This is a genomic window from Novosphingobium mangrovi (assembly GCF_022818885.1).
In the GTDB taxonomy this organism is placed as follows: Bacteria; Pseudomonadota; Alphaproteobacteria; order Sphingomonadales; family Sphingomonadaceae; genus Novosphingobium; species Novosphingobium mangrovi.
Map to the genome: position 1 here is coordinate 70,349 of NZ_JALHAT010000006.1, position 19,517 is coordinate 89,865.

Annotated in this window: 20 protein-coding genes and 1 tRNA gene; 10 read left to right on the top strand and 11 right to left on the bottom strand. The window is 65.6% G+C overall.

From position 1 onward, the window contains the following. Window positions 1-6: 6 nt before the first annotated feature. The 3 genes from lptE to MTR65_RS06310 all read right to left on the bottom strand — a co-directional run bounded on the left by lptE (window position 7) and on the right by MTR65_RS06310 (window position 3,603). Window positions 7-516 carry an LPS assembly lipoprotein LptE gene (gene lptE, locus MTR65_RS06300; RefSeq protein WP_039390055.1) on the bottom strand — a complete coding sequence of 170 codons (510 nt, stop codon included), beginning with the start codon at window positions 514-516 and terminating at the stop codon, window positions 7-9. Beyond that, window positions 513-3,026 carry a leucine--tRNA ligase gene (gene leuS, locus MTR65_RS06305; RefSeq protein WP_243798260.1) on the bottom strand — a complete coding sequence of 838 codons (2,514 nt, stop codon included), beginning with the start codon at window positions 3,024-3,026 and terminating at the stop codon, window positions 513-515. Before leuS ends, lptE begins: the two co-directional genes overlap by 4 nt. Before the next feature lie 109 nt (window positions 3,027-3,135). Continuing rightward, window positions 3,136-3,603 (bottom strand): DUF3576 domain-containing protein, encoded by a 468-nt coding sequence (locus MTR65_RS06310; RefSeq protein ID WP_243798264.1) that lies wholly within the window; start codon window positions 3,601-3,603, stop codon window positions 3,136-3,138. A 321-nt stretch (window positions 3,604-3,924) separates the two neighbouring features. On the opposite strand from MTR65_RS06310, the gene MTR65_RS06315 reads away from it, so the two are divergent. Then, a complete protein-coding gene (locus MTR65_RS06315; protein ID WP_243798267.1) occupies window positions 3,925-4,755 on the top strand; it encodes a cupin domain-containing protein in 831 nt (276 codons plus the stop codon). 189 nt (window positions 4,756-4,944) lie between these two features. Further along, entirely contained in the window at window positions 4,945-5,667 is a 723-nt protein-coding gene (gene phbB / locus MTR65_RS06320; protein WP_213499819.1) for an acetoacetyl-CoA reductase, read from the top strand. Window positions 5,668-5,828: 161 nt separating this feature from the next. On the opposite strand, the gene MTR65_RS06325 is transcribed toward phbB, so the two are convergent. After that, on the bottom strand, window positions 5,829-6,602 hold the full coding sequence (locus MTR65_RS06325) for a helix-turn-helix domain-containing protein (RefSeq protein ID WP_243798269.1): 774 nt from the start codon (window positions 6,600-6,602) through the stop codon (window positions 5,829-5,831). Between the two features lie 123 nt (window positions 6,603-6,725). Here MTR65_RS06325 and MTR65_RS06330 point away from each other — a divergent pair, with 123 nt between their 5' ends. Beyond that, a complete protein-coding gene (locus MTR65_RS06330; RefSeq protein ID WP_226638238.1) occupies window positions 6,726-6,980 on the top strand; it encodes a ribbon-helix-helix domain-containing protein in 255 nt (84 codons plus the stop codon). Between the two features lie 251 nt (window positions 6,981-7,231). Here MTR65_RS06330 and MTR65_RS06335 read toward each other — a convergent pair whose 3' ends face one another. Both MTR65_RS06335 and murA read right to left on the bottom strand, forming a co-directional pair. Further along, on the bottom strand, window positions 7,232-7,429 hold the full coding sequence (locus tag MTR65_RS06335; protein WP_226637996.1) for a hypothetical protein: 198 nt from the start codon (window positions 7,427-7,429) through the stop codon (window positions 7,232-7,234). 70 nt (window positions 7,430-7,499) lie between these two features. Beyond that, window positions 7,500-8,783 (bottom strand): UDP-N-acetylglucosamine 1-carboxyvinyltransferase, encoded by a 1,284-nt coding sequence (murA, locus tag MTR65_RS06340; RefSeq protein ID WP_243798273.1) that lies wholly within the window; start codon window positions 8,781-8,783, stop codon window positions 7,500-7,502. Between the two features lie 142 nt (window positions 8,784-8,925). On the opposite strand from murA, the gene MTR65_RS06345 reads away from it, so the two are divergent. Then, a complete protein-coding gene (locus MTR65_RS06345; RefSeq protein ID WP_243798275.1) occupies window positions 8,926-9,807 on the top strand; it encodes a UTP--glucose-1-phosphate uridylyltransferase in 882 nt (293 codons plus the stop codon). A 202-nt stretch (window positions 9,808-10,009) separates the two neighbouring features. On the opposite strand, the gene MTR65_RS06350 is transcribed toward MTR65_RS06345, so the two are convergent. The 5 genes from MTR65_RS06350 to MTR65_RS06370 form a co-directional block, all read right to left on the bottom strand. Continuing rightward, window positions 10,010-10,345, bottom strand: a complete 336-nt coding sequence (locus tag MTR65_RS06350) for a DUF2322 family protein (protein ID WP_148627045.1) — start codon at window positions 10,343-10,345, stop codon at window positions 10,010-10,012. A 100-nt stretch (window positions 10,346-10,445) separates the two neighbouring features. After that, window positions 10,446-11,069, bottom strand: coding sequence for a lytic transglycosylase domain-containing protein (locus tag MTR65_RS06355; RefSeq protein WP_243798278.1), 624 nt, complete (start codon window positions 11,067-11,069; stop codon window positions 10,446-10,448). Between the two features lie 67 nt (window positions 11,070-11,136). After that, on the bottom strand, window positions 11,137-12,216 hold the full coding sequence (locus tag MTR65_RS06360) for a phytase (RefSeq protein WP_243798281.1): 1,080 nt from the start codon (window positions 12,214-12,216) through the stop codon (window positions 11,137-11,139). A gap of 26 nt (window positions 12,217-12,242) precedes the next feature. Beyond that, the gene (locus tag MTR65_RS06365) at window positions 12,243-15,011 is read right to left on the bottom strand and encodes a TonB-dependent receptor (RefSeq protein WP_243798284.1); all 2,769 of its coding nucleotides are present in this window, start codon (window positions 15,009-15,011) and stop codon (window positions 12,243-12,245) included. Between the two features lie 206 nt (window positions 15,012-15,217). Next, window positions 15,218-15,292 (bottom strand) — tRNA-Thr (locus tag MTR65_RS06370). Window positions 15,293-15,456: 164 nt separating this feature from the next. On the opposite strand from MTR65_RS06370, the gene MTR65_RS06375 reads away from it, so the two are divergent. The 6 genes from MTR65_RS06375 to MTR65_RS06400 all read left to right on the top strand — a co-directional run bounded on the left by MTR65_RS06375 (window position 15,457) and on the right by MTR65_RS06400 (window position 19,509). After that, the gene (locus tag MTR65_RS06375) at window positions 15,457-15,702 is read left to right on the top strand and encodes a hypothetical protein (RefSeq protein ID WP_243798287.1); all 246 of its coding nucleotides are present in this window, start codon (window positions 15,457-15,459) and stop codon (window positions 15,700-15,702) included. A gap of 87 nt (window positions 15,703-15,789) precedes the next feature. Further along, complete coding sequence (gpmA, locus tag MTR65_RS06380; RefSeq protein ID WP_243798290.1) at window positions 15,790-16,482, top strand: 2,3-diphosphoglycerate-dependent phosphoglycerate mutase; 693 nt, start codon at window positions 15,790-15,792, stop codon at window positions 16,480-16,482. Window position 16,483: 1 nt separating this feature from the next. Beyond that, on the top strand, window positions 16,484-16,975 hold the full coding sequence (gene purE / locus MTR65_RS06385; protein ID WP_226638010.1) for a 5-(carboxyamino)imidazole ribonucleotide mutase: 492 nt from the start codon (window positions 16,484-16,486) through the stop codon (window positions 16,973-16,975). Between the two features lie 42 nt (window positions 16,976-17,017). Continuing rightward, window positions 17,018-18,076, top strand: coding sequence for a 5-(carboxyamino)imidazole ribonucleotide synthase (locus MTR65_RS06390; RefSeq protein ID WP_243798293.1), 1,059 nt, complete (start codon window positions 17,018-17,020; stop codon window positions 18,074-18,076). An 8-nt stretch (window positions 18,077-18,084) separates the two neighbouring features. Next, window positions 18,085-18,567: a dihydrofolate reductase gene (locus MTR65_RS06395; protein WP_243798296.1), complete on the top strand. Its 483-nt coding sequence runs from the start codon at window positions 18,085-18,087 to the stop codon at window positions 18,565-18,567. Window positions 18,568-18,576: 9 nt separating this feature from the next. Beyond that, entirely contained in the window at window positions 18,577-19,509 is a 933-nt protein-coding gene (locus tag MTR65_RS06400) for a bifunctional riboflavin kinase/FAD synthetase (protein WP_243798298.1), read from the top strand. The last annotated feature ends 8 nt before the right edge of the window (window positions 19,510-19,517 follow it).

The following is a 19,517-nucleotide window of genomic DNA, read 5'->3' on the forward strand; positions in this document are numbered from 1 at the left end:
GGGACCTTACGGACGTGCATCGTCGCGCAGGCGCAGCGCGAGATTGGTCACGATACGGTCGGCGACGTCCTTGGCCAGGTTCTCCAGCGCGCGCTGTTCCGCGGCGATGGTGGCGTAGTCGGACGAGACCACGTCGATACCCGCATCCGAGCCCGCAGTCGCGTCGACGACGATCTCGTCACTGGCCGTGTCAACGAGCTGGAAGCGCGCGCGCAGCGTGCGCCGCTCGCGCCCGATCGTGTCATCGGAAAGGAGACCAAAGCCTTCGAGCTGATCGTCAAGGCGCACGTCGAGCCGGTAGCGCGGCGTGGTACCGGCCGGCGGCTCGCCCATCTTGTCGATCAGGGCGTTGCGCACGAGCCAGCCCGCGCGCCCCTCGATCGCGGCGACCTGGATGTCGGAGAGGCCGCGCGCGACCTCGCCGCTGCCACCGCCCGCGTACATCGGCGAGAGGCCACATCCGGCCAGCGGAACGGCCAGCGCAAGCGCGGCGGCAAAGGCGCGAAGGGACCTCACGCGACGATATTGACCAGACGATCGGGCACGACGATTACCTTGCGAATTTCGGCGCCATCGATCGCACGCTGGACCTTCTCGCTGGCCAGCGCAAGCGCCTCGAGGTCTTCCTTCGACGCGCCCTTGGCAACCGTCAGCGTGTCGCGCAGCTTGCCCTTGACCTGAACCGCGATGGTGACCTCGTCCTCGACCAGCAGCGCCGGATCGACTTCGGGCCACAGCGCCTCGGCGACAAGGCCCTTGCCGAAGGTGGCGTAGGCTTCCTCGGCAAGGTGCGGCATCATCGGCGCGATGAGCAGCAGGAGTTCGCGGATCGCGGTGGAGCGGCTTGCCGAAGGCTTGGCCTTCTCGACCGCGCCGGTCAGCTCGTAGATGCGCGCAACGGCCTTGTTGAAGCCGAGCGATTCGATGTCCTCGGCCACCGCCGCAATGGTCTGGTGCAGCTTGCGGTCGAGCGCCTTGTCCTCGCCCTCAGCCGATGCGTCGAACTGCGCGAACAGCCTCCACAGGCGCTGCACGAAGCGTGCGCAGCCCTCGATCCCGGCTTCCGACCAGGGCAGGTCGCGCTCGGGGGGGCTGTCGGACAGCATGAACCAGCGGATCGCGTCCGCGCCGTAAGTCGCGACGATCTCGTCGGGATCGACCACGTTCTTCTTCGACTTGGACATCTTGATGACCTTGCCGACCTCGATGGTCGAACCGTCGGCCTTCAAGGTGGCGCCATCAGCCGTGCGCGTGATCTCGGAGGGCGCGAAGTAGACGTCGCGTCCGCCTTCCTTGCGCGAATAGACCTCGTGCGTGACCATGCCTTGCGTGAACAGGCTCGCGAACGGCTCCTTCACGTCGACAAGGCCGATGCGGGCGAGCGCGCGGGTCCAGAAGCGGGCGTAGAGCAGGTGCAGGATCGCGTGCTCGATGCCGCCGATGTACTGCTCGACCGGAAGCCACTTGGCGATGGCCTCCTTGTCGAAGGGCTTGTCGCCGGGCTGGCTGGCGAAGCGCAGGAAGTACCACGAGCTGTCGGCAAAGGTGTCGAGCGTGTCGGTCTCACGGCGCGCGGCATGGCCGCACTGCGGGCAATCGACGTGCTTCCAGGTGGGGTGGCGTTCGAGCGGGTTGCCCGGCGTCTGGAAATCGACGTCTTCGGGGAGCGTCACGGGCAGGTGCTTCTTGGGCACCGGCACCACGCCGCAGACCTCGCAGTGGATGAACGGGATCGGCGTGCCCCAGTAGCGCTGGCGCGAGATGCCCCAGTCGCGCAGGCGCCACACCGTCTTGCCTTCGCCCCAGCCGCCGTCCTGGGCGCGGCGGATGACTTCGGCCTTGGCCTCGGCCACGCTCATGCCGTTGAGGAAATCGGAGTGGACAAGAACGCCGTCCCCGGCTTCCGCCTCGCCCGCGAAGGGCTTGTCGGCATCGTCCGCATTGGCCGCGACGACGCGCAGGATGGGCAGTTCGTACTTGGTCGCGAACTCGAAGTCGCGCTGGTCGTGGCCCGGAACGGCCATGACCGCGCCGGTGCCGTAGTCCATCAGCACAAAGTTGGCGATGAAGACCGGAAGATCCGCGCCGGTGAAGGGGTGCTTCGCGGTAATGCCGGTGTCGAAGCCCAGCTTCTCGGCGGTTTCAAGCTCGGCCGCGGTGGTGCCGCCGCGCTTGCACTCGGCAATGAACTCCTGCGCCTCAGCACTGTCCTTCGCCACACCCTGCGCAATCGGATGATCGGCGGCGACGGCCACGAAGCTCGCGCCGAAGATCGTGTCGGGGCGGGTCGAGTAGACTTCGACGCTGCCACCATCCGAAAGGTCGAAGCTGAACTGCAGGCCTTGCGACTTGCCGATCCAGTTTTCCTGCATCGTGCGGACCTTTTCAGGCCACTTGTCGAGATTGCCCAGCCCTTCGAGCAGTTCGTCGGCAAAGTCGGTGATCTTGAGGAACCACTGGTTCAGCTTGCGCTTCTCGACCAGCGCCCCCGAGCGCCAGCCGCGCCCGTCGATGACCTGCTCGTTGGCGAGCACGGTCATGTCGACCGGGTCCCAGTTCACCGCCGATTCCTTGCGGTAGACAAGGCCGTGGGCGTACATGTCGAGGAACAGCGCCTGCTCGTGGCCATAATAGTCCGGCTCGCAGGTGGCGAGTTCGCGCGACCAGTCGAGCGCGAAGCCCAGGCGCTTCAACTGCGCCTTCATGTTGGCGATGTTGTCGCGCGTCCAGCCGCCCGGGTGGACGCCCTTTTCCATGGCCGCGTTCTCAGCCGGCATGCCGAAGGCGTCCCAGCCCATCGGGTGGAGCACCTCGTGGCCGCGCATGCGCTTGTAACGCGCCAGGACGTCGCCCATGGTGTAGTTGCGCACGTGACCGATATGGATGCGGCCCGAGGGATAGGGGAACATCTCCAGGACGTAGCTGCGCGGCTTCGTCGAGGTGTCGTCCGCCTTGAAGCACTGGGCTTCGTCCCACGCTGCCTGCCAGCGGACATCCGCCTGCGCCGGGTCGAACCGCTCGGTCATTTCAGTCTGGTCTCCTGCGAGGACCCTTGCGGCCCTTGCGTTCTTGCATGGTGGAGGCCCCCACGCAGGGGACCTTTCGAAATTGGGGTTGGGTCGGCGAAGGGCCGGATCAGCCGCCGACCGAATCGCGGCGCAGGTCACGCGCACGGGTCAGGATCACGTTTTCCAGCTTCTGGACGGTCGCGGCCTGAACCGGAGCACCGACCCAGGCGTCGCCTTCGCGGACCTGGCGGGCGGCCGAGACGCGCAGCGCATCGGCGCGCAGGTCCTGGTCGAGGATCGTCACCGAGACCTTCACGCGCTCGCTCGGCTTGTCCGGGTTCACGTACCAGTCGGTGATGATCACGCCGCCATTGCTGTCGGACTGGACCAGCGGCATGAACGAGAGCGCATCAAGGCTCGCGCGCCACAGGTAGCTGTTCACGCCGATAGTGGTGACATGCGAAGGCGCCAGCGCGCCCGACACGTCATTCTTCTTGCCGCCACAGCCGGCCAGCGCGAGGGCCGCGACCACGCATACCGCGGCGGTCATCGTCTTGCGCGGGGCGAAAAGGCCGAATTCAGTGCTGCCTGTCATTTTACTTCCCGGTTCCTGGTCTGTGTCGGCAGGGATCGGCCCAGAGGTTGGCCCTGCGGTCCCCGACATGTTGCATTGCCTCTATAACCGCCATTGCCTCGGAGCAAGAGCGCCCTTGCCTTTGATGCTGCCGCAAACGGGACAGCCCAGGCCGTAGGCGGGCCTGGATCTGGCGCCCTGTAGAGCCGCTGGCAGGTAAACCCGCGATGAATGCTCGCCTGTCCTCGGCCTCCGCCTCCCTCTTGAGCCACGCCGGTGCGATCCCCATTTCCCCTTCCGGCTCAGACTGTGTTAAGAAGAATCGTGCAAGACCAAGACGCCATGACCATGGCCAGTACGCTGGCCACCTCTAGGGAGTGCCTCGACGTGACCGCGCAGACCCCTGCCCCACCCCCGACAGAAGCCCCGGCCGCTTCGCGCGGCGGTGTGCGGGCCGGTGCCCTGCTGGCAGGATCGGTCGGTCTGCTCGCGCTGCCCAGCGCAGTCATGGCTTTTTCCGCGTCGTTTCATGGCGAGGATCCGCAAGGCGAGAGCCTGGGCTCGCTGGAATCCCAGGCCTCGGGCGAAACGCTCTCGCGCGCGGTCGCCATGCGCTCGCTTGCGAAGGGGGGCGAATTTGCCTTCACCCCGGCCGGCACCCCGCATCGCCCCGAACGCTCGGTGCTGGTGGTCGTGCGCGACGATCCGGTCGCGGCCAAGGCGATCATCGTGCGCGGACGCTACGAAGCGCCGAAGGCCGAAAGCCCGCGCGCAGCCGCCAACCCGCAGATCGCGGCCAGTTCGTTCAGCCTGGGTACGTCGCGCGGGTACCAGAACTTTGCACAGGACCTGGTGAAGCCTTCGGAGAAGCGCTCCGTGGCCGCCCTGCCCGACCTTCAGTCCTACAGCCTGACGCCGGGCACCAAGGAGGAAAAGGAATCGCGCTTCACCCCCCGTATCTCAATCGACGAAAAGCGCGCGGCGGGGCGTGCCCCCCGCACCTTCGCGGGGATCGAGGGCGAGGTGGACCTGGGCGGTGCCTACCGCGTGGCCAAGAACCTCAACGTGACCGCGGGCGTGCGCTATTCGCAGGACCGTGAACGCCTGCAGCCGCTCACCGATGGCCGTCAGGACAGCCAGGCGGTCTATGTCGGAACCCAGTTCAGCTTCTGACAATATTGCTAAATTGTTGAAATATGACCGCTAGCTGCCTGTAATTCGCAGGCACGCAAGCGCAGTTGCACTTGTCGCACCCTTAATTCGCCAGGGCGAATGCAAATATCGCCACACTGAGCTTGCCGCATTCATATTCCTTTCTTAGCAATGTGCTTGGTGGATGCACACGAAAGCGAAAGGCTGAATATGGCACGCGTTGCGATTGTTACTGGCGGCACCCGCGGTATCGGAGAGGCTATTTCCCTGGCTCTGCAGGACAGGGGCCACAAGGTTGTTGCGAGCTACGCAGGCAACGATGAGAAGGCCAAGGCCTTTACCGACAAGACGGGTATTCCGGCTTACAAGTGGGACGTGGGCGACCACGAAGCGACGCTTGAAGGCGTGGCCAGGGTTGCCGAGGAAGTCGGCCCGGTCGACATCGTCGTCAACAACGCGGGGATCACCCGCGACGGCGTGCTCCACAAGATGAGCTTCGAGGACTGGAACGAGGTGATGCGCATCAACCTCGGCGGGTGCTTCAACATGGCCAAGGCCACCTTCCCCGGCATGCGCGAGCGCAAGTGGGGCCGCATCGTCAACATCGGCTCGATCAACGGCCAGGCCGGCCAGTACGGCCAGGTCAACTACGCCGCGGCCAAGTCGGGCATCCACGGCTTCACCAAGGCGCTGGCCCAGGAAGGCGCCAAGTACGGCGTCACCGTCAACGCGATTGCGCCGGGCTACATCGACACCGACATGGTCGCGGCCGTGCCCGCGCCGGTGCTGGAAAAGATCGTCGCCAAGATCCCGGTCGGCCGCCTCGGCCACGCCTACGAGATTGCCCGCGGCGTCGCCTTCCTGTGCTCGGAGAACGCCGAGTTCGTGACCGGCTCGACGCTGTCGATCAACGGCGGCCAGCACATGTACTAAGACACCGGGACACGAAGCCCGGATTCAAGGGGCCATCGCCCCTTGCCCTCAAAACGGGCAACCTCACCTTTCTCAGCCAGGGCGGCGCGCGGAAGGTGAGGTTGACGGGATGGGGAGCCCGAGGGCGATGGCCCTCGGATTCCTCTTTTCCCGACCTAGACTCAGGACATCCAGTAGCCGACAACCTTCCAACGCCCCTCTTCCGGGCTGAGCGAGACGGTCTCGATGACGTTCGCCTTGTGGGCGAACTCGCTCTGGAACTTGACGACCTTGAGCCCGCTTGGCGGGCCGGGCACGGCTTCTTCGCCTAGCAGGCGGCGGGTGACGACCTCGCCAAGCGGCGGGCGCACCTGGCCCGCAAGGCTGGCCCAGCGTGCGGCCGTGTTCTGGGCCTGGAAAACCTCTCCGGTTTCGGCCCAGCTCTTTTCCCATTCCCCTTCATCGACAAGGTGCAGCCAGGCGCGTGCCGAGGCGACCGGCGCGCTTTCCACGCTTTGCGCCTCGGGTGCGGACTGAAGCGAGGCAGACGGAGACAGCACCAGAAGAGCGGCAACAAGGGCAAGCGACATGGCAAGGGCTCCGCCGAGCGCCCAGACCAGAAGGAGCCGGGTCTTCGAAGCGCGTTTCGGCTCCTCCCGGTCTGCCGTGCGATCCGCGCCGGACGCAGCCCCCATTTCCGTGTCCCCTGGCGATTGGGGGGGCGGTTCCGCTCCCAGCCCTTCCTCGCGATCCAGAAGCAGACGGGCTGCCTCCCGGCTGCTCGAAACGGCCATCTTGCGCCGCGCGTTGCGAAGGCGCTCGTGGATCGTGTGAACCGACAATTCGAAATGGCGTGCCAAGGACTTGGCGTCATGCCCGCGCGCCATCAGCCGCAGCGTCTCCTTCTCTCGCTCGGTCAGGGCCGCGTAGCCGTCCTGAAGGTCCCCTTCTGCCATGATCCCATCTGTCTCCACGCGTGATCGCAATCACTTGGCCTGCAAAGCCTAGGGCGCGAGCCGCGTACAGGGCACCCCAAAAAAATCGTAGCCGGCCCGGGGGCATGCCCCTATTGCAGGGGGATGGTCTCCCCCTTTCACCCACCCGTCAAACGCTCGGTGGAAATCGCCGGACACAAGACCTCGATCAGCCTGGAACCGGTGTTCTGGGACGCGCTGGTCTCGGCCGCCGAGGAAGAACGCGTGCCGATCAACGCGCTTGTCGCGCGCATCGACCTCGAACGCGCACAGGCCGAAGTACCGCCTGGCCTTGCAAGTGCGATCCGGGTCTGGCTGATGCTGCGCTTTGCCGGTTCGGTGACCCCGCTTGAAGAGTGAGTCGACACGAAAATCAGAAAAACAGTTTCGAGGGCCATCGCCCTCGGGCTCCCCGAACTGTCTGACTCACCTTTGGCGCGCATCGTTATCTGAGAAAGGTGAGGTCGCCCATTCCGGGGTCAAGGGGCGATGGCCCCTTGTATCCGACTTTCCTTCTCTCTGCGCCTTCCGACGCCCCAACGGGAAAGGGGCGGACAGCCTTTCGGCCCCGCCCCTCGGGTACGTTGCATCAGGGACATGCAACTGCGTTGTCAGTAGTTGGCGACCGCGTCGCTGGCCGGGAAGGTCTCGTCGAGCGCTTCGTCGGTCTTGGACCACGACTTGGGCGTGGTTTCCATGTTCGCCGCACCTGCATCGCGGACCTTGGGCGTGTCGCCCTTGTCCTTCTGCGTGTACTTGTAGAACGCGTAGCCTGCCGCGCCGAGCGCGGCCATTCGCATAAGGCCCATTGTCCAATCTCCTCTCAGCCGCCCTTGCGGGCGTTTGAAGGGAAAATGCACAAGGGGCCCGTGCGGTTCCTCAATCGGCGCCGATACGTTCGATCTGTGCGCCGAGCAGCGCCAGTTTCTCTTCCAGACGCTCGTAGCCGCGGTCGAGGTGGTAGAGGCGGTGCACCTGAGTTTCACCCTCGGCGGCAAGCCCGGCGATGACAAGGCTCATCGAGGCGCGCAGGTCCGTTGCCATGACTTCGGCGCCGGTCAGCGTGTCGACGCCATGGACGATGGCGGTGCGGCCCTTGGTCTCGATATGCGCGCTCATGCGGTTGAGCTCGGGCACGTGCATGTAGCGGTTCTCGAAGATCGTCTCGGTCAGAACGCTGGAGCCTTCCGCCTTGCACAGGAGCGCCATGAGCTGGGCCTGCATGTCGGTGGCAAAGCCCGGGAACGGCGCGGTCGAGAGCGTGACCGGACGCAAGGGGCCATTGGCCGCAACGTAGAGGCCGTCCTCGCTCGGCTCGACGAGCACGCCCGCATCGCGTAGCGCCTGCACGGTCGCTTCCATGTCCTCGATCCGCGCGCCCTTGAGGAGGACCTCGCCGCCCGTGATCGCCGCGGCGCAGGCATAGGACCCTGCCTCGATGCGATCGGGCATGACCATGTAGGTCGCCCCGTGCAGGCGCGGCACGCCATGGATGGTGAGATCCGAGGTGCCGATGCCCTCGATCCGGGCGCCCATCGCGGTGAGAAGGTTGCACAAGTCGACGATTTCCGGCTCGCGCGCGGCGTTGTGGAGGGTCGACTTGCCCTTGCACAGGACCGCGGCCATCAGCGCGTTCTCGGTCGCGCCGACCGAGACCACCGGGAAAGAAAAACGTCCGCCGGGAAGGCCGCCATCGGGCGCAATCGCCTTCACGTAGCCCGCCGCCATCTCGATCTGCGCACCCAGCGCCTCGAGGGCCTTCAAATGCAGGTCGATCGGGCGATTGCCGATGGCGCAGCCACCGGGCAGCGAGACAGTCGCCTCGCCCATGCGCGCCAGCATCGGGCCCAGCACCAGAATCGAGGCGCGCATCTTGCGCACCAGATCATAGGGCGCGACCGTGCTGGTGATGCGGGTGGCCTGCAAGGTCATCACCCGGCCGAAATCCTCCGGCCGCGAGCCCGCGATGGCCGTCGAGATGCCGAACTGGTTCATCAGGTGCTGGAAACCGTCGATGTCCGCGAGACGCGGCAGATTGCGCAGCGTCAGCGGCTCCTCGGTCAGGAGCGCGCAGGGCAGCAGCGTGAGCGCTGCGTTCTTTGCGCCGGAAACGGGAATAGTGCCGGAAAGGCGTTTGCCGCCTTGAATAACGATCTTGTCCATCCCCACCCATTTAGCGTGATTTGGCGCGCCAGCAAGCGCGCAACCATTGGCAGCTTCATGTGTTTGTGGAAGGGCTTGGTTGCACTGCAGCGCCGAAAACGCTTTAATTGCTTTGCAACATCTGAAGGGTACTGCGAGGTCCATGACTGCCAACAACTTCCGAAAGCCTGTCCGCAAAGCCGTATTCCCGGTGGCCGGACTTGGAACCCGCTTCCTCCCCGCAACTAAAGCCATTCCAAAAGAGCTTCTCCCGGTCGTAGATCGCCCGCTTATTCAGTATGCGGTGGACGAAGCACGCGAAGCCGGCATCGAGGAATTCGTATTCGTGACTGGCCGCGGCAAGACCGCGATCGTCGAACACTTCGATACGGCCTATGAACTCGAAGCCACGATGAGCGGTCGTGGCAAATCGCTCGACCCGCTCGAGCCCACGCGCATGAAGCCGGGTAACCTCGTCACCGTGCGCCAGCAGGTGCCTCTGGGCCTGGGCCACGCGGTCTGGTGCGCCCGCGCGGTCACCGGCGATGAACCTTTCGCAATCTTCCTGCCCGACGAACTCATGTACGGCTCGCCCGGCTGCATGGCCCAGATGATCGAGGCCTACAACGAAGTTGGCGGCAACCTGGTCTCGGTGCTGGAAGTGCCCGAGAACGAGGTCTCCAGCTATGGCGTCATCAAGCCCGGTGCGGTGAATGGAAAGCTGACCGAAGTGAAGGGCCTCGTCGAGAAGCCCAAGGTGGAAGACGCGCCCTCCAACAAGATCGTCTCGGGCCGCTACATCCTCCAGCCCGAAGTCATGGGCCTGCTCGCCAGCCAGGACAAGGGGGCGGGCGGCGAGATCCAGCTGACCGATTCGATGGCCAAGCTGATCGACACCCAGCCCTTCCACGCCGTCACCTTCGAGGGGCAGCGCTTCGACTGCGGCTCAAAGCTGGGCTTCGTCGAAGCCACGCTCTCGATTGCCCTCGACCGCGAGGACATGGGCGAGGACGTGCGCGCGATGGCCAAGCGCATCCTGGGCTGATTGGCCTGGATACTGCGGCAAAAAAAGGGGCGCTGTTCACACGAACTGCGCCCCTTTTTTCGAGGTATCAGAAAGATAGATCCGAGGGCCATCGCCCTCGGGCCCCCGAACTGGCTGGCTCACCTTTCGCCCGCCCAGCTGGCTGAGAAAGGTGAGGTTGCCCATCCGGGGTCAAGGGGAGATGGCCCCTTGAAAAGAAACTTCACTCCGAAGCCGGAATAACCTCGATACCCAGCGGCGCGGCGCCGTTGACGATGGCCACGAGGCGATCGATGTTGGGGTGTGCACCCGGGTTGGCCCGCGCGTCCTCGACCATCTCGGCGAAGATGGCGAGACCATGGTCCGCGGCCTTGGCGTCGAGCGTGCCGAACTCCTGCTGGAGGTACTGGTAGAGCGCCAGCGAGCCCTTTTTGCCCGGTGCGTTGGGGATCGTGTCGAGCACGGCCCCGGTCCCGTCAACGAAGTCGATGCGCTCCACGCCCTCGATCGAGGGAAGCTGGGCAAGGTTGTCCTTGAAGGTGTCGGTGGGGGTAATCATCGGCGGCCTTTCCGCAAGAAATCGTCAGGGTTCAAGGCCGCGCCCGTAGCAGCGCTCTGCCCCGCCGACCATCCTTGGCGGCCAGCTTCGCGCCAGACGGTTACTTGCGAACCGGATCGGCGAGGCGCCCCATGATCGCGGCGACATAGGCCTGAGTCTCGCGGATGCGGGGAATGCCGCCCGCCTGTGCCACCCGCCGGGGGCCTGCGTTGTAGGCGGCAAGTGCCTTCTCGATATCCCCGCCGAAGGTGTCGAGCTGTTCGCGCAGGTAGCGCGCGCCGCCCTCCAGGTTCGCGTGCGGGTTGTCGGCATCGACGCCCATCTGCTGCGCGGTCCCGGGCATGAGCTGGGCAAGACCGCGTGCGCCTGCATGCGAGCGGGCTCCCTCGTTCCAGCGGCTTTCCTGCCAGATCACGGCTTCCAGAAGCGCCGGGCTGATGTCGTACTTGGCCGCGAGCTGCGCAACATGCGCGCGCCAGCGCTCGGGCCCGGCCGCATCGAGCGTCTGCGTGAGCGAAGCCTGGTCGATGGCGAGCGCGCCCTCGTCCAGGGGCAGATCCGGCTCGGCGTTCGGCTGCGGGCCACCTGCCACCCACTGCGCGCCCGACTGCCCGATTTCGAGCACGTCGGCCCGTGCGGGAAACGAAGCGAACACGGCAAGACCGGTGGCAGCTGCCACCAGCGCGAATCGCTTGGCGCGATGCCGTGCCCACCCGTGTTTCATGCCCTGTTCCTTACTCCAGGAACGCCGCGGCGGACAGGCCCTTCGCAGACCCAGCCGCCGCGCGCCGTCAGTCGAGCTTCAGGGCTGCGCGGATGGCGTCCCAGGCCACCAGCTTGAAGTTCTGGGCATAAGGCGCGTTGTCGCCGTCCTGCGCCATGAACACCCCGCCCGGATACGTGGGGCCAAAATCACCCAGGGCAACTTCGATCCCGTCGGTCTCGCTGGTGCCGCCCAGATCGCCGCCATTGATGCGGAAGCGCCCGGCGTAGGCGCCGCCCGGCAGCGTGAAGACCGCATAGGCGCTGTCGCCCTGGCTCGAGGCCAGAAGCCAGGCCTTGCCATCCTCGCCGCGTGCCAGGGCAAGGCCCTCGACATCGTCGACAAGACCGTCCTTAGCCCCGACTTTCGCCAGGGCTTCGGGCACGAGCGTGGCCGCGCCAAGCGCGACCTGCCAGATCCCGACATCCTCTTCAGCGAGGTAGAGCGTGTGGGTGGCATCGTCGATCACGCAGCCCTCGGCCTGCGTCGCGACCTTGACCTCGCGTGTGAAGGCCGCGCGGATGGCGCCATCCGCCTCGGTGAGCGCGCTCTCGGCCACGGTCCCGTCCTTCATCACGACGTAGGCGCGGGCCAGTTCCCCCTCGCCCAGCGGCGCGCCCATGCAGAAGCCATAGGCCTCCATCGCGCGGTGCCCTTCCGAGAGGAAAGTCTGCGTCCCCAGGTCGCGAAGCTTGCCGGTCGCTGTGTCGAGCCAGAACAGCGCAATGCGCGGCTCGGCCTCATCGCCCCGGTCGCTCGCCGCGACCAGCACCGCGGTCTGCCCGCTGTCCAGAGTCACTTCGCGCAGGTCCACGTTGTTGAGACGGCCTGCAGCGGCAAAATCGCGCACCTCGCCGTCCAGCCCATAGACGTAGAGGCCCGCCTTCTTGTCGGTGCCCAGCACCAGGCTTGCCGCCGGATCGGTCCGGTTGCGCCAGATGGCCGGGTCATCGGCCGCATCGTCATTGACCGTGCCCACAGGCTTCGTCTCGCCGCTCGCGGGCACCTCGACGGCGGGGAGCCGAACGGACGGTTCCTCGCTCGTGGTCGCGCAGGCGCCAAGCAGAAGGGCCGGGAGCAATGCGCCCGACCCCTGCTTCACGATCATGCTGAGATTCGTGAAAGATGTTCTCATCAGAAGTTCACCCGTGCACCGAACTTCACCGTGGGACCATACTTCTCGAACTGCAGCAGGCGCTGCGCGCCAGCGAGGTTCTGGTAGGCGAAGTACTTGGCGTTGTTGATGTTGATGACGTCGAGCGTGAGACGCACGTTCTCGGTGACGCGCACCTTGCCCGAGAAGTCGAGCTGGAAGTGGTTGTCGACGTAGCGGTCCTCGGTCACGTCGTCGCCCACCTCGTCTAGGTAGCGATCGCGGTAGGTGCCCGAGAAGCGCAGGTTGAGCGGCCCCTTCTGGTAGCCCAGCACCGCGTTGAAGGTGTTCTTCGAGGTGCTCGGCAGCGAGATCGAACGGCCATCGGCCAGTTCGCCCTTGGAATGGGTGTAGGTGTAGTTGAGCTGGGTCAGCAGGCCGTCGAAGGGCGCGGGCAGCATCGAGAAGGCCTGGCTGTAGCTGGCCTCGAAGCCCACGATCTCGGCGGTCTCGCCGTTCAGCGCGGTGCGGAACTCGTCGTAGGTGCGGCCCTCGTAGGTGTAGTCGTCGAAGGTCTGCGTGTAGGTGTAGTTCTCGATCGACTTGTAGAAGCCGTTGAAGGTCAGCGCGCCGTTCGAGGAGAAGTAGTACTCCACGCCCGCATCGAAGTTCCAGGACATGAAGGGCAGCAGCTCGGGGTTGCCGAACTCGGCCTCGTTGTCCTCGTTGACGGTGTTGCGCGGGGCCAGCTGCGAGAACTTGGGACGCACCAGGCTCTTGGAGCCCGCGATGCGCGCCACGATGTTGTCCTGCGGCGAATAGCGCACGGTCAGGCTGGGCAGCCAGTCGGTGTAGCTGCGATCATAGCGCACGGCCTCGATCGGGGGCAGCTCGAAGTTGTCCTCATCGTCGGTGACGATGTTGCCGTCGAGCTGGTTCTCGGTGTGCTCCATGCGCACGCCGCCCACCACGCGAAGGTCGCTCGAGTCCCAGCGAGCAAGAGCGTAACCGGCGTAGATGTCTTCCTTGACGCTGTAGTCATCGACCGCCGAATCGTAGGCCGAGCCGTACGCATCGACTTCGAGCGTATCGCCGTACTGCGCGAGGAAGTCCTTGCCCGCCCCCTTGTAGCTGACCGGACCCAGGCTGATGTCAGCCAGACGGTAGGTCTGCTCGCCGGTCCAGCCTTCCATCGTGTAGGGAATATCGCCGTCCTTGTAGGTCGTAACGTTGAAGTCATAGGACTTCTTGCGCCAGCGCGCCTTGCCACCCGCCTGCAGCGTCAGGTCGCCGGTGCCCATCGCGAAGGTGCGCGCAAGGTCGGCCTTGATCGCCCATTCCTCATCCTGGCTGTCCGACAGGGTGGTGTGGTCAATCTTGTCGAACTCGTAGGAGGCCGGATCGTTGAGCATCGCTGCGCCGCTCGAGGCGGTGTAGGTCGGCACGCGCGGATCGGAGTAGTCCCAGTCGATAGTCAGGCCATCGCCGTCGAAGTCGCGTGCGAAGCGGATCGGGTCGACCGAGTTGTCTTCCAGTTCGGTCGACTTCGACCAGCTGGCGACCCAGTTGAACTTCCAGGTGCCGGTGTCGGTGTCGCTGCCCACGGCCACCGTGCGGATGCGCTGGCGCTCGAAGCGGTCCTTGAGGTCGCGTTCGATGGCGATCTCGCCGTCCTCGTCGCTGAAGCTCGGGCCGTTCGCGCCGAAGGCGCTGGGCGCTTCGTCGAACTCGAAGGTGGTGCGGTTGCGGTATTCGTGGTCGTCGAACTGGCTCCACACGCCCTTGATGTAGGCGGTGGTGGTGTCGGACACGCGCCAGTCGAAGTTGAGGTTGGCGTTAAGGCGCTTACGCTTCACGTCGTAGTCGCGGTATTCCAGCGTCTCGCTGTAGGGGACGCCATCGTCGTCGGCCCAGAAATCGGATTCGACGTTGTCGGTCTCGAACTTGCGCTCATAGTAGCTCACGCCGCCCGAGATGCCGAAGCTGTCGCCGATGGGCGCCGAGAAGCTGAACGCGCCCTTGGGCGTGACCGCGTCGGAATAGTCGTTGTAGCTGCCCTCGGCGGTGACGGTGAACGTCGGCTTCTTGAGGTCGAAGGCGCTGGTAGTCTTGATCTCGATCGAGGCGCCAATGGTGTCGGCGTCCATGTCGGGGGTCAGCGACTTCTTGATGGTGACCGATTCGATGAGGTCGGAGGAGACGACGTCCAGCGCCACGCCGCGCGAATCGGATTCGGGCGCAGGCACGCGCACGCCGTTGAGCGAGGTCGAGTTGAGATCGGGATCAAGGCCGCGGACCGAGACGTAGCGGCCCTCGCCCTGGTCGTTGAGGATATTGACACCCGGCAGGCGGCGCAGCGATTCCGCGACGTTCTGGTCAGGGAACTGGCCGATGGCGTCGCGCGTCAGCACCGAGGAGACACCGTCTGCCGCCTTCTGGCGCGAGAGCGAGCTAGCGAGGTTCGCGGTCTGCCCCACGACCAGGATCGCCTCGCCGCCAATGCCGGCAAGCGCGAAGTTGCCCTCGACACGGCCGGTGGCGGGGACCGAGACGGTCTGGGTCTCGACGATCGCGCCGACGTAGGTCACCTCGAGAGTGTAGTCACCGGCGGGCACGTCGCCGAAGATGTAGCTGCCATCGCGGCTCGTCTCGACAATGCGGTTGAGCTCGACAATGCGCACGCTTGCCGACTGCAGCGCGCGGGTGCCCGTCGCGTCCGAGACGTGACCGGCGACCTCGCCGGCGTGGACCATGGCCGGAAATGCGGCGGTGGCGAGCAGCCCTGCAAGAATGCGGACGGAATTTTTCATAAGGAAGAGAGCCCCTGTGTACCCTGATCAAACGTGTTTGAAGGGCCCCCTAGGTGCGTAATATGACAGGCAAATGCTGTTATTCTGTCAGTTCCATGACAGGTGCGACACGCTCGCATGACAGCAACCTGCGGGAAACAGGGAGGAAAAAGAGGCATCGCAGATGCTGCAATGCGACAGACAGATATATCTGGAAGAAGGGGGAATGGTGCTGCTGGGGAGGATTGAACTCCCGACCTCACCCTTACCAAGGGTGCGCTCTACCACTGAGCTACAGCAGCGCCGAACCGGGCGCTGAAAATTTCAAAGCGCCGTCCTGGAAAAGCGGCCTCTCTTCGCGGGGGAAGTGAAGCGTCCCGAGGACAGGGGGGCGCTATTGGTCGTGCCGGAATGAATTGTCAAGCGCTGCTTGCACTTTCTGGTGAGCAGGGCCATTGCACAGGCCATGAGCGGTCCCGACAAATCCTCTCCCAAGCCTGACAAGTCTGCGGTTTCCGGGGGGAAGAACCTGACCCGCGAGGAACGTCTCGCGGCCAAGCTGCGCGAGAACCTGCGACGCCGCAAGGCGCAGGCCCGCGCCACCATCGTGTCCGAATCGGCCGGATCCGACAGCGAATCGGCAAGCGACTCGCCCTCTCCGCGCGCCGGACACGAATCAGGCAGGCTTCCCAAACCGCCCCCGGAAAGCTAGGGGCTTGCGCCAAGACCCGTAGCCTTGCCCGCACGGTGCATCAGCCGGATGCCACCGGGGCGACGATACCAGCAAAGGATACCTGCCTTGCCCCGTCTGATCCTTGTCCGCCACGGCCAGAGCCAGTGGAATCTTGAAAACCGCTTCACCGGCTGGTGGGACGTCGATCTTACCGAGAAGGGCGAAGGCGAAGCGCGCGCCGCCGGACGTCTGCTCAAGGACAAGGGTATCCTGCCTACCGTCGCGTTCACCTCGCTGCAGACCCGCGCGATCAAGACGCTGCACTTTGCGCTGGAAGAGGCGGGCATCCTGTGGATCCCGGAGACCAAGGACTGGCGCCTGAACGAGCGTCACTACGGCGGCCTTACCGGTCTCAACAAGGCCGAGACCGCCGAGAAGCACGGCGAGGACCAGGTCAAGATCTGGCGCCGCAGCTTCGACACGCCCCCGCCGGTGCTCGAGAGCGGCAGCGAGTTCGATCTTGCCTCCGACCCGCGCTACGCCGGGATCGACGTGCCCCAGACCGAGAGCCTCAAGGACACCATCGCGCGCGTCCTGCCCTATTATGAGAGCTCCATCGTGCCGCACCTCAAGACGAGCGCGGACGCCTGCGTGATCGTCTCGGCGCATGGTAACTCGCTGCGCGCGCTGGTGAAGCATCTGTCGGGCATCTCCGACGAGGAGATCACCGGCCTCGAGATCCCGACCGGCCAGCCGATCGTCTACGATCTCGACACCGACCTTGCGGTTCTCGACCGCTACTACCTCTCGGAGCGTTGAGATGAGCGAGAAGCCCCGCGTCGCCATCATCATGGGCAGCCAGTCGGACTGGCCGACGATGCAGCGCGCCGCCGACATGCTCGACACGCTCGAGGTCGCCTACGATGCCCGCATCGTCTCGGCCCACCGCACCCCCGACCGCCTCGTCGACTTCGCCAAGAGCGCCGAAGAGGACGGCTTCAAGGTCGTGATCGCAGGTGCAGGCGGTGCCGCCCACCTGCCGGGCATGGTCGCCTCGATGACGCATCTGCCGGTGCTGGGCGTTCCGGTCCAGAGCCGCGCGCTCTCGGGCCAGGACAGCCTGCTCTCGATCGTGCAGATGCCCGCAGGCATCCCGGTCGGCACGCTCGCCATCGGCGAAGCGGGTGCGGCCAATGCGGGCCTGCTGGCTGCCTCGATCCTCTCGACCTCGGACGAGGGCCTGGCCGAGCGGCTCAAGGCCTTCCGCGCAAAGCAGACGCAGAGCGTCGCCGAGCGCCCGACCTCCGACTGATCCCCCTTCCTCACACGACCGCAAAGGCAGATACGACAGCGCATGATTGCTCCCGGCGAAACCATCGGAATCCTTGGTGGCGGCCAGCTTGGCCGGATGCTCGCGATGGCCGCCGCGCGGCTTGGCTACCGCTGCCATATCTATGCGCCCGAGGACCACTCGGTCGCCGCCGAGGTCAGCGCTGCGCACACCCAGGCCGCGTTTGACTACGCGGCGGGCCTGTCGGCCTTCGCGGCGGACTGCGCGGTGGTGACCTACGAGTTCGAGAACGTGCCCGTCGCCCCGCTCGCCGCGCTGGGCGAGGTTCCGGTCTTCCCGCACCCGCGCGCGCTCGAAACCGCGCAGGATCGCCTCAACGAGAAGACCTTCGTCACCGAACTGGGTGGCACCCCTGCCCCCTTCGCGCCTGTGGATTCGCCCGAGGACCTGCGCGCCGCCATCGCCAAGATCGGCACGCCCGGCATCCTCAAGACCCGGCGCGATGGCTATGATGGCAAGGGCCAGTGGCGGATCATGTCGCCCGAAGACGCCGAGGGCCTCGACCTGCCCGACCAGCCGCTGATCTACGAGGGCTTCGTCCACTTCTCGGCTGAGTTCTCGGTGATCCTGTGTCGCGGTCAGGACGGGGAAATCCGCTATTTCGATTCCGCGCACAACCGCCACGAGGACGGCATCCTCGCGCTCAGCACCGTGCCCGCGCCCGACGCGATCACCGCGCAGGTTCCGGCCGCGCGCGAGCTTGCCGCCAAGGTCGCCGACGCGCTCGACTACGTCGGTGTCCTGACACTGGAATTCTTTGCCACCGAAGCGGGCCCCGTCTTCAACGAGATGGCCCCGCGCGTCCACAACTCCGGCCACTGGACCATCGAGGGCGCGGTCACCTGCCAGTTCGAGAACCACATCCGCGCGATCTGCGGGCTCCCGCTGGGCAGCACCGAACTGGCCGCCGACGCTGTGGAAATGCGCAATCTCATCGGCGAGGCCGCAAACGACTGGGCCGAGATCCTCAAGGACCCGGCCAACCACCTGCACCTCTACGGCAAGGGCGATGTGCGCCCGGGCCGCAAGATGGGCCACGTCACCCGCCTGACTTTCGACTGAGCGGGCAGGTGCAGGACATCTTCCTCATCACCGCCCGCGCGGCGAACGGCGTGATCGGCCTCGACGGGCAGCTGCCCTGGCGCCTTCCTGCCGACCTCAAGCGCTTCAAGGCGCTGACCATGGGCAAGCCCATGATCATGGGCCGCAAGACCTTCGAGAGCTTTCCCTCGCCCCTCCCCGGCCGCCGCCACATCGTGCTCACCCGCGATGTTACCTGGCAGGCCGAGGGCGCCGAAGTGGTCCACACCGCCCAGGACGCGCTGGCGCAGGCAGGCGAAGGCGAGATCGCGATCATCGGCGGAGCCGAGATCTACGCGCTGTTCCTGGACCACGCCCACCGCATCGAGCTGACCGAGATCCACGAGGACTACGTCGGCGACACGCATTTCCCGATCCTGGACGACACCTGGCGCGAGACCGCGCGCGAGGAACATCCGGCAAACGGCAATTTTCCGCCTCACGCTTTCGTGACCCTCCAGCGCAACCTATAGCCGCCAGACATGATTCGCCTCGACAACCGCGTACCCGTCCCCGATTCGCTCCATGGCGCCATTGTCGCGCTGGGCAACTTCGATGGTTTCCACCAGGGCCACCAGGCCGTCGTTGGCGAAGCGATCCGCTGGGCGCGCGCCGAGGGCCGCCCGGTCATCGTGGCGACTTTCGATCCGCACCCGGTGCGCCTGTTCCAGCCCGATGCAGCGCCCTTCCGGCTGACCACCCTCGACCAGCGCGAGGACCTGTTCGGCGCGGCCGGGGCCGATGCCATGCTGGTGCTCCACTTCGACCGGCTGATGGCCAGCATGACCGCGGCTGAATGGATCGAGGAAGTTCTCCACCGCCAGCTCGGCGTGGCTGGCGTCGTCACCGGCGAGGATTTCACTTTCGGCAAGGGCCGTGGCGGCAATCCGGACGTGCTGCGCGAGATCGGAGCCCGATTCGGCGTCACCAACCGCACGGTGCCTGCGGTTCACGACCAGTATGGACCTATCTCGTCGAGCCGCGTGCGCGAAGCGCTCATCGCGGGCGACTGCGAGGCCGCCGCACGCCTCCTCACCCGCCCCTTCGCGGTGCGCGGGCCCGTCCAGCACGGCAACAAGTTCGGGCGCCAGATGGGCTTTCCCACCGCCAACATCGACATGGCAAGCTACCTGCGCCCGCACTACGGGATCTATGCCGTGATCGGCAATTTCCCGGACGGGCGCCGGATTCCGGGCGCAGCGAACCTGGGCATCCGCCCGACGATCCAGCCTCCGCTGGAGCTGCTCGAGCCGCACTTCTTCGACGTGTCGGAGGACATGTACGACCTCATCATCGAGGTGGAGTTCCACCACTTCATCCGCCCCGAGGCCAAGTTCGCCTCGATCGAGGAAATGATGACTCAGATCGGGCGCGACTGCGTCAAGGCACGCGAACTTCTCGCTCCCCTGACCTGATCTGTAAA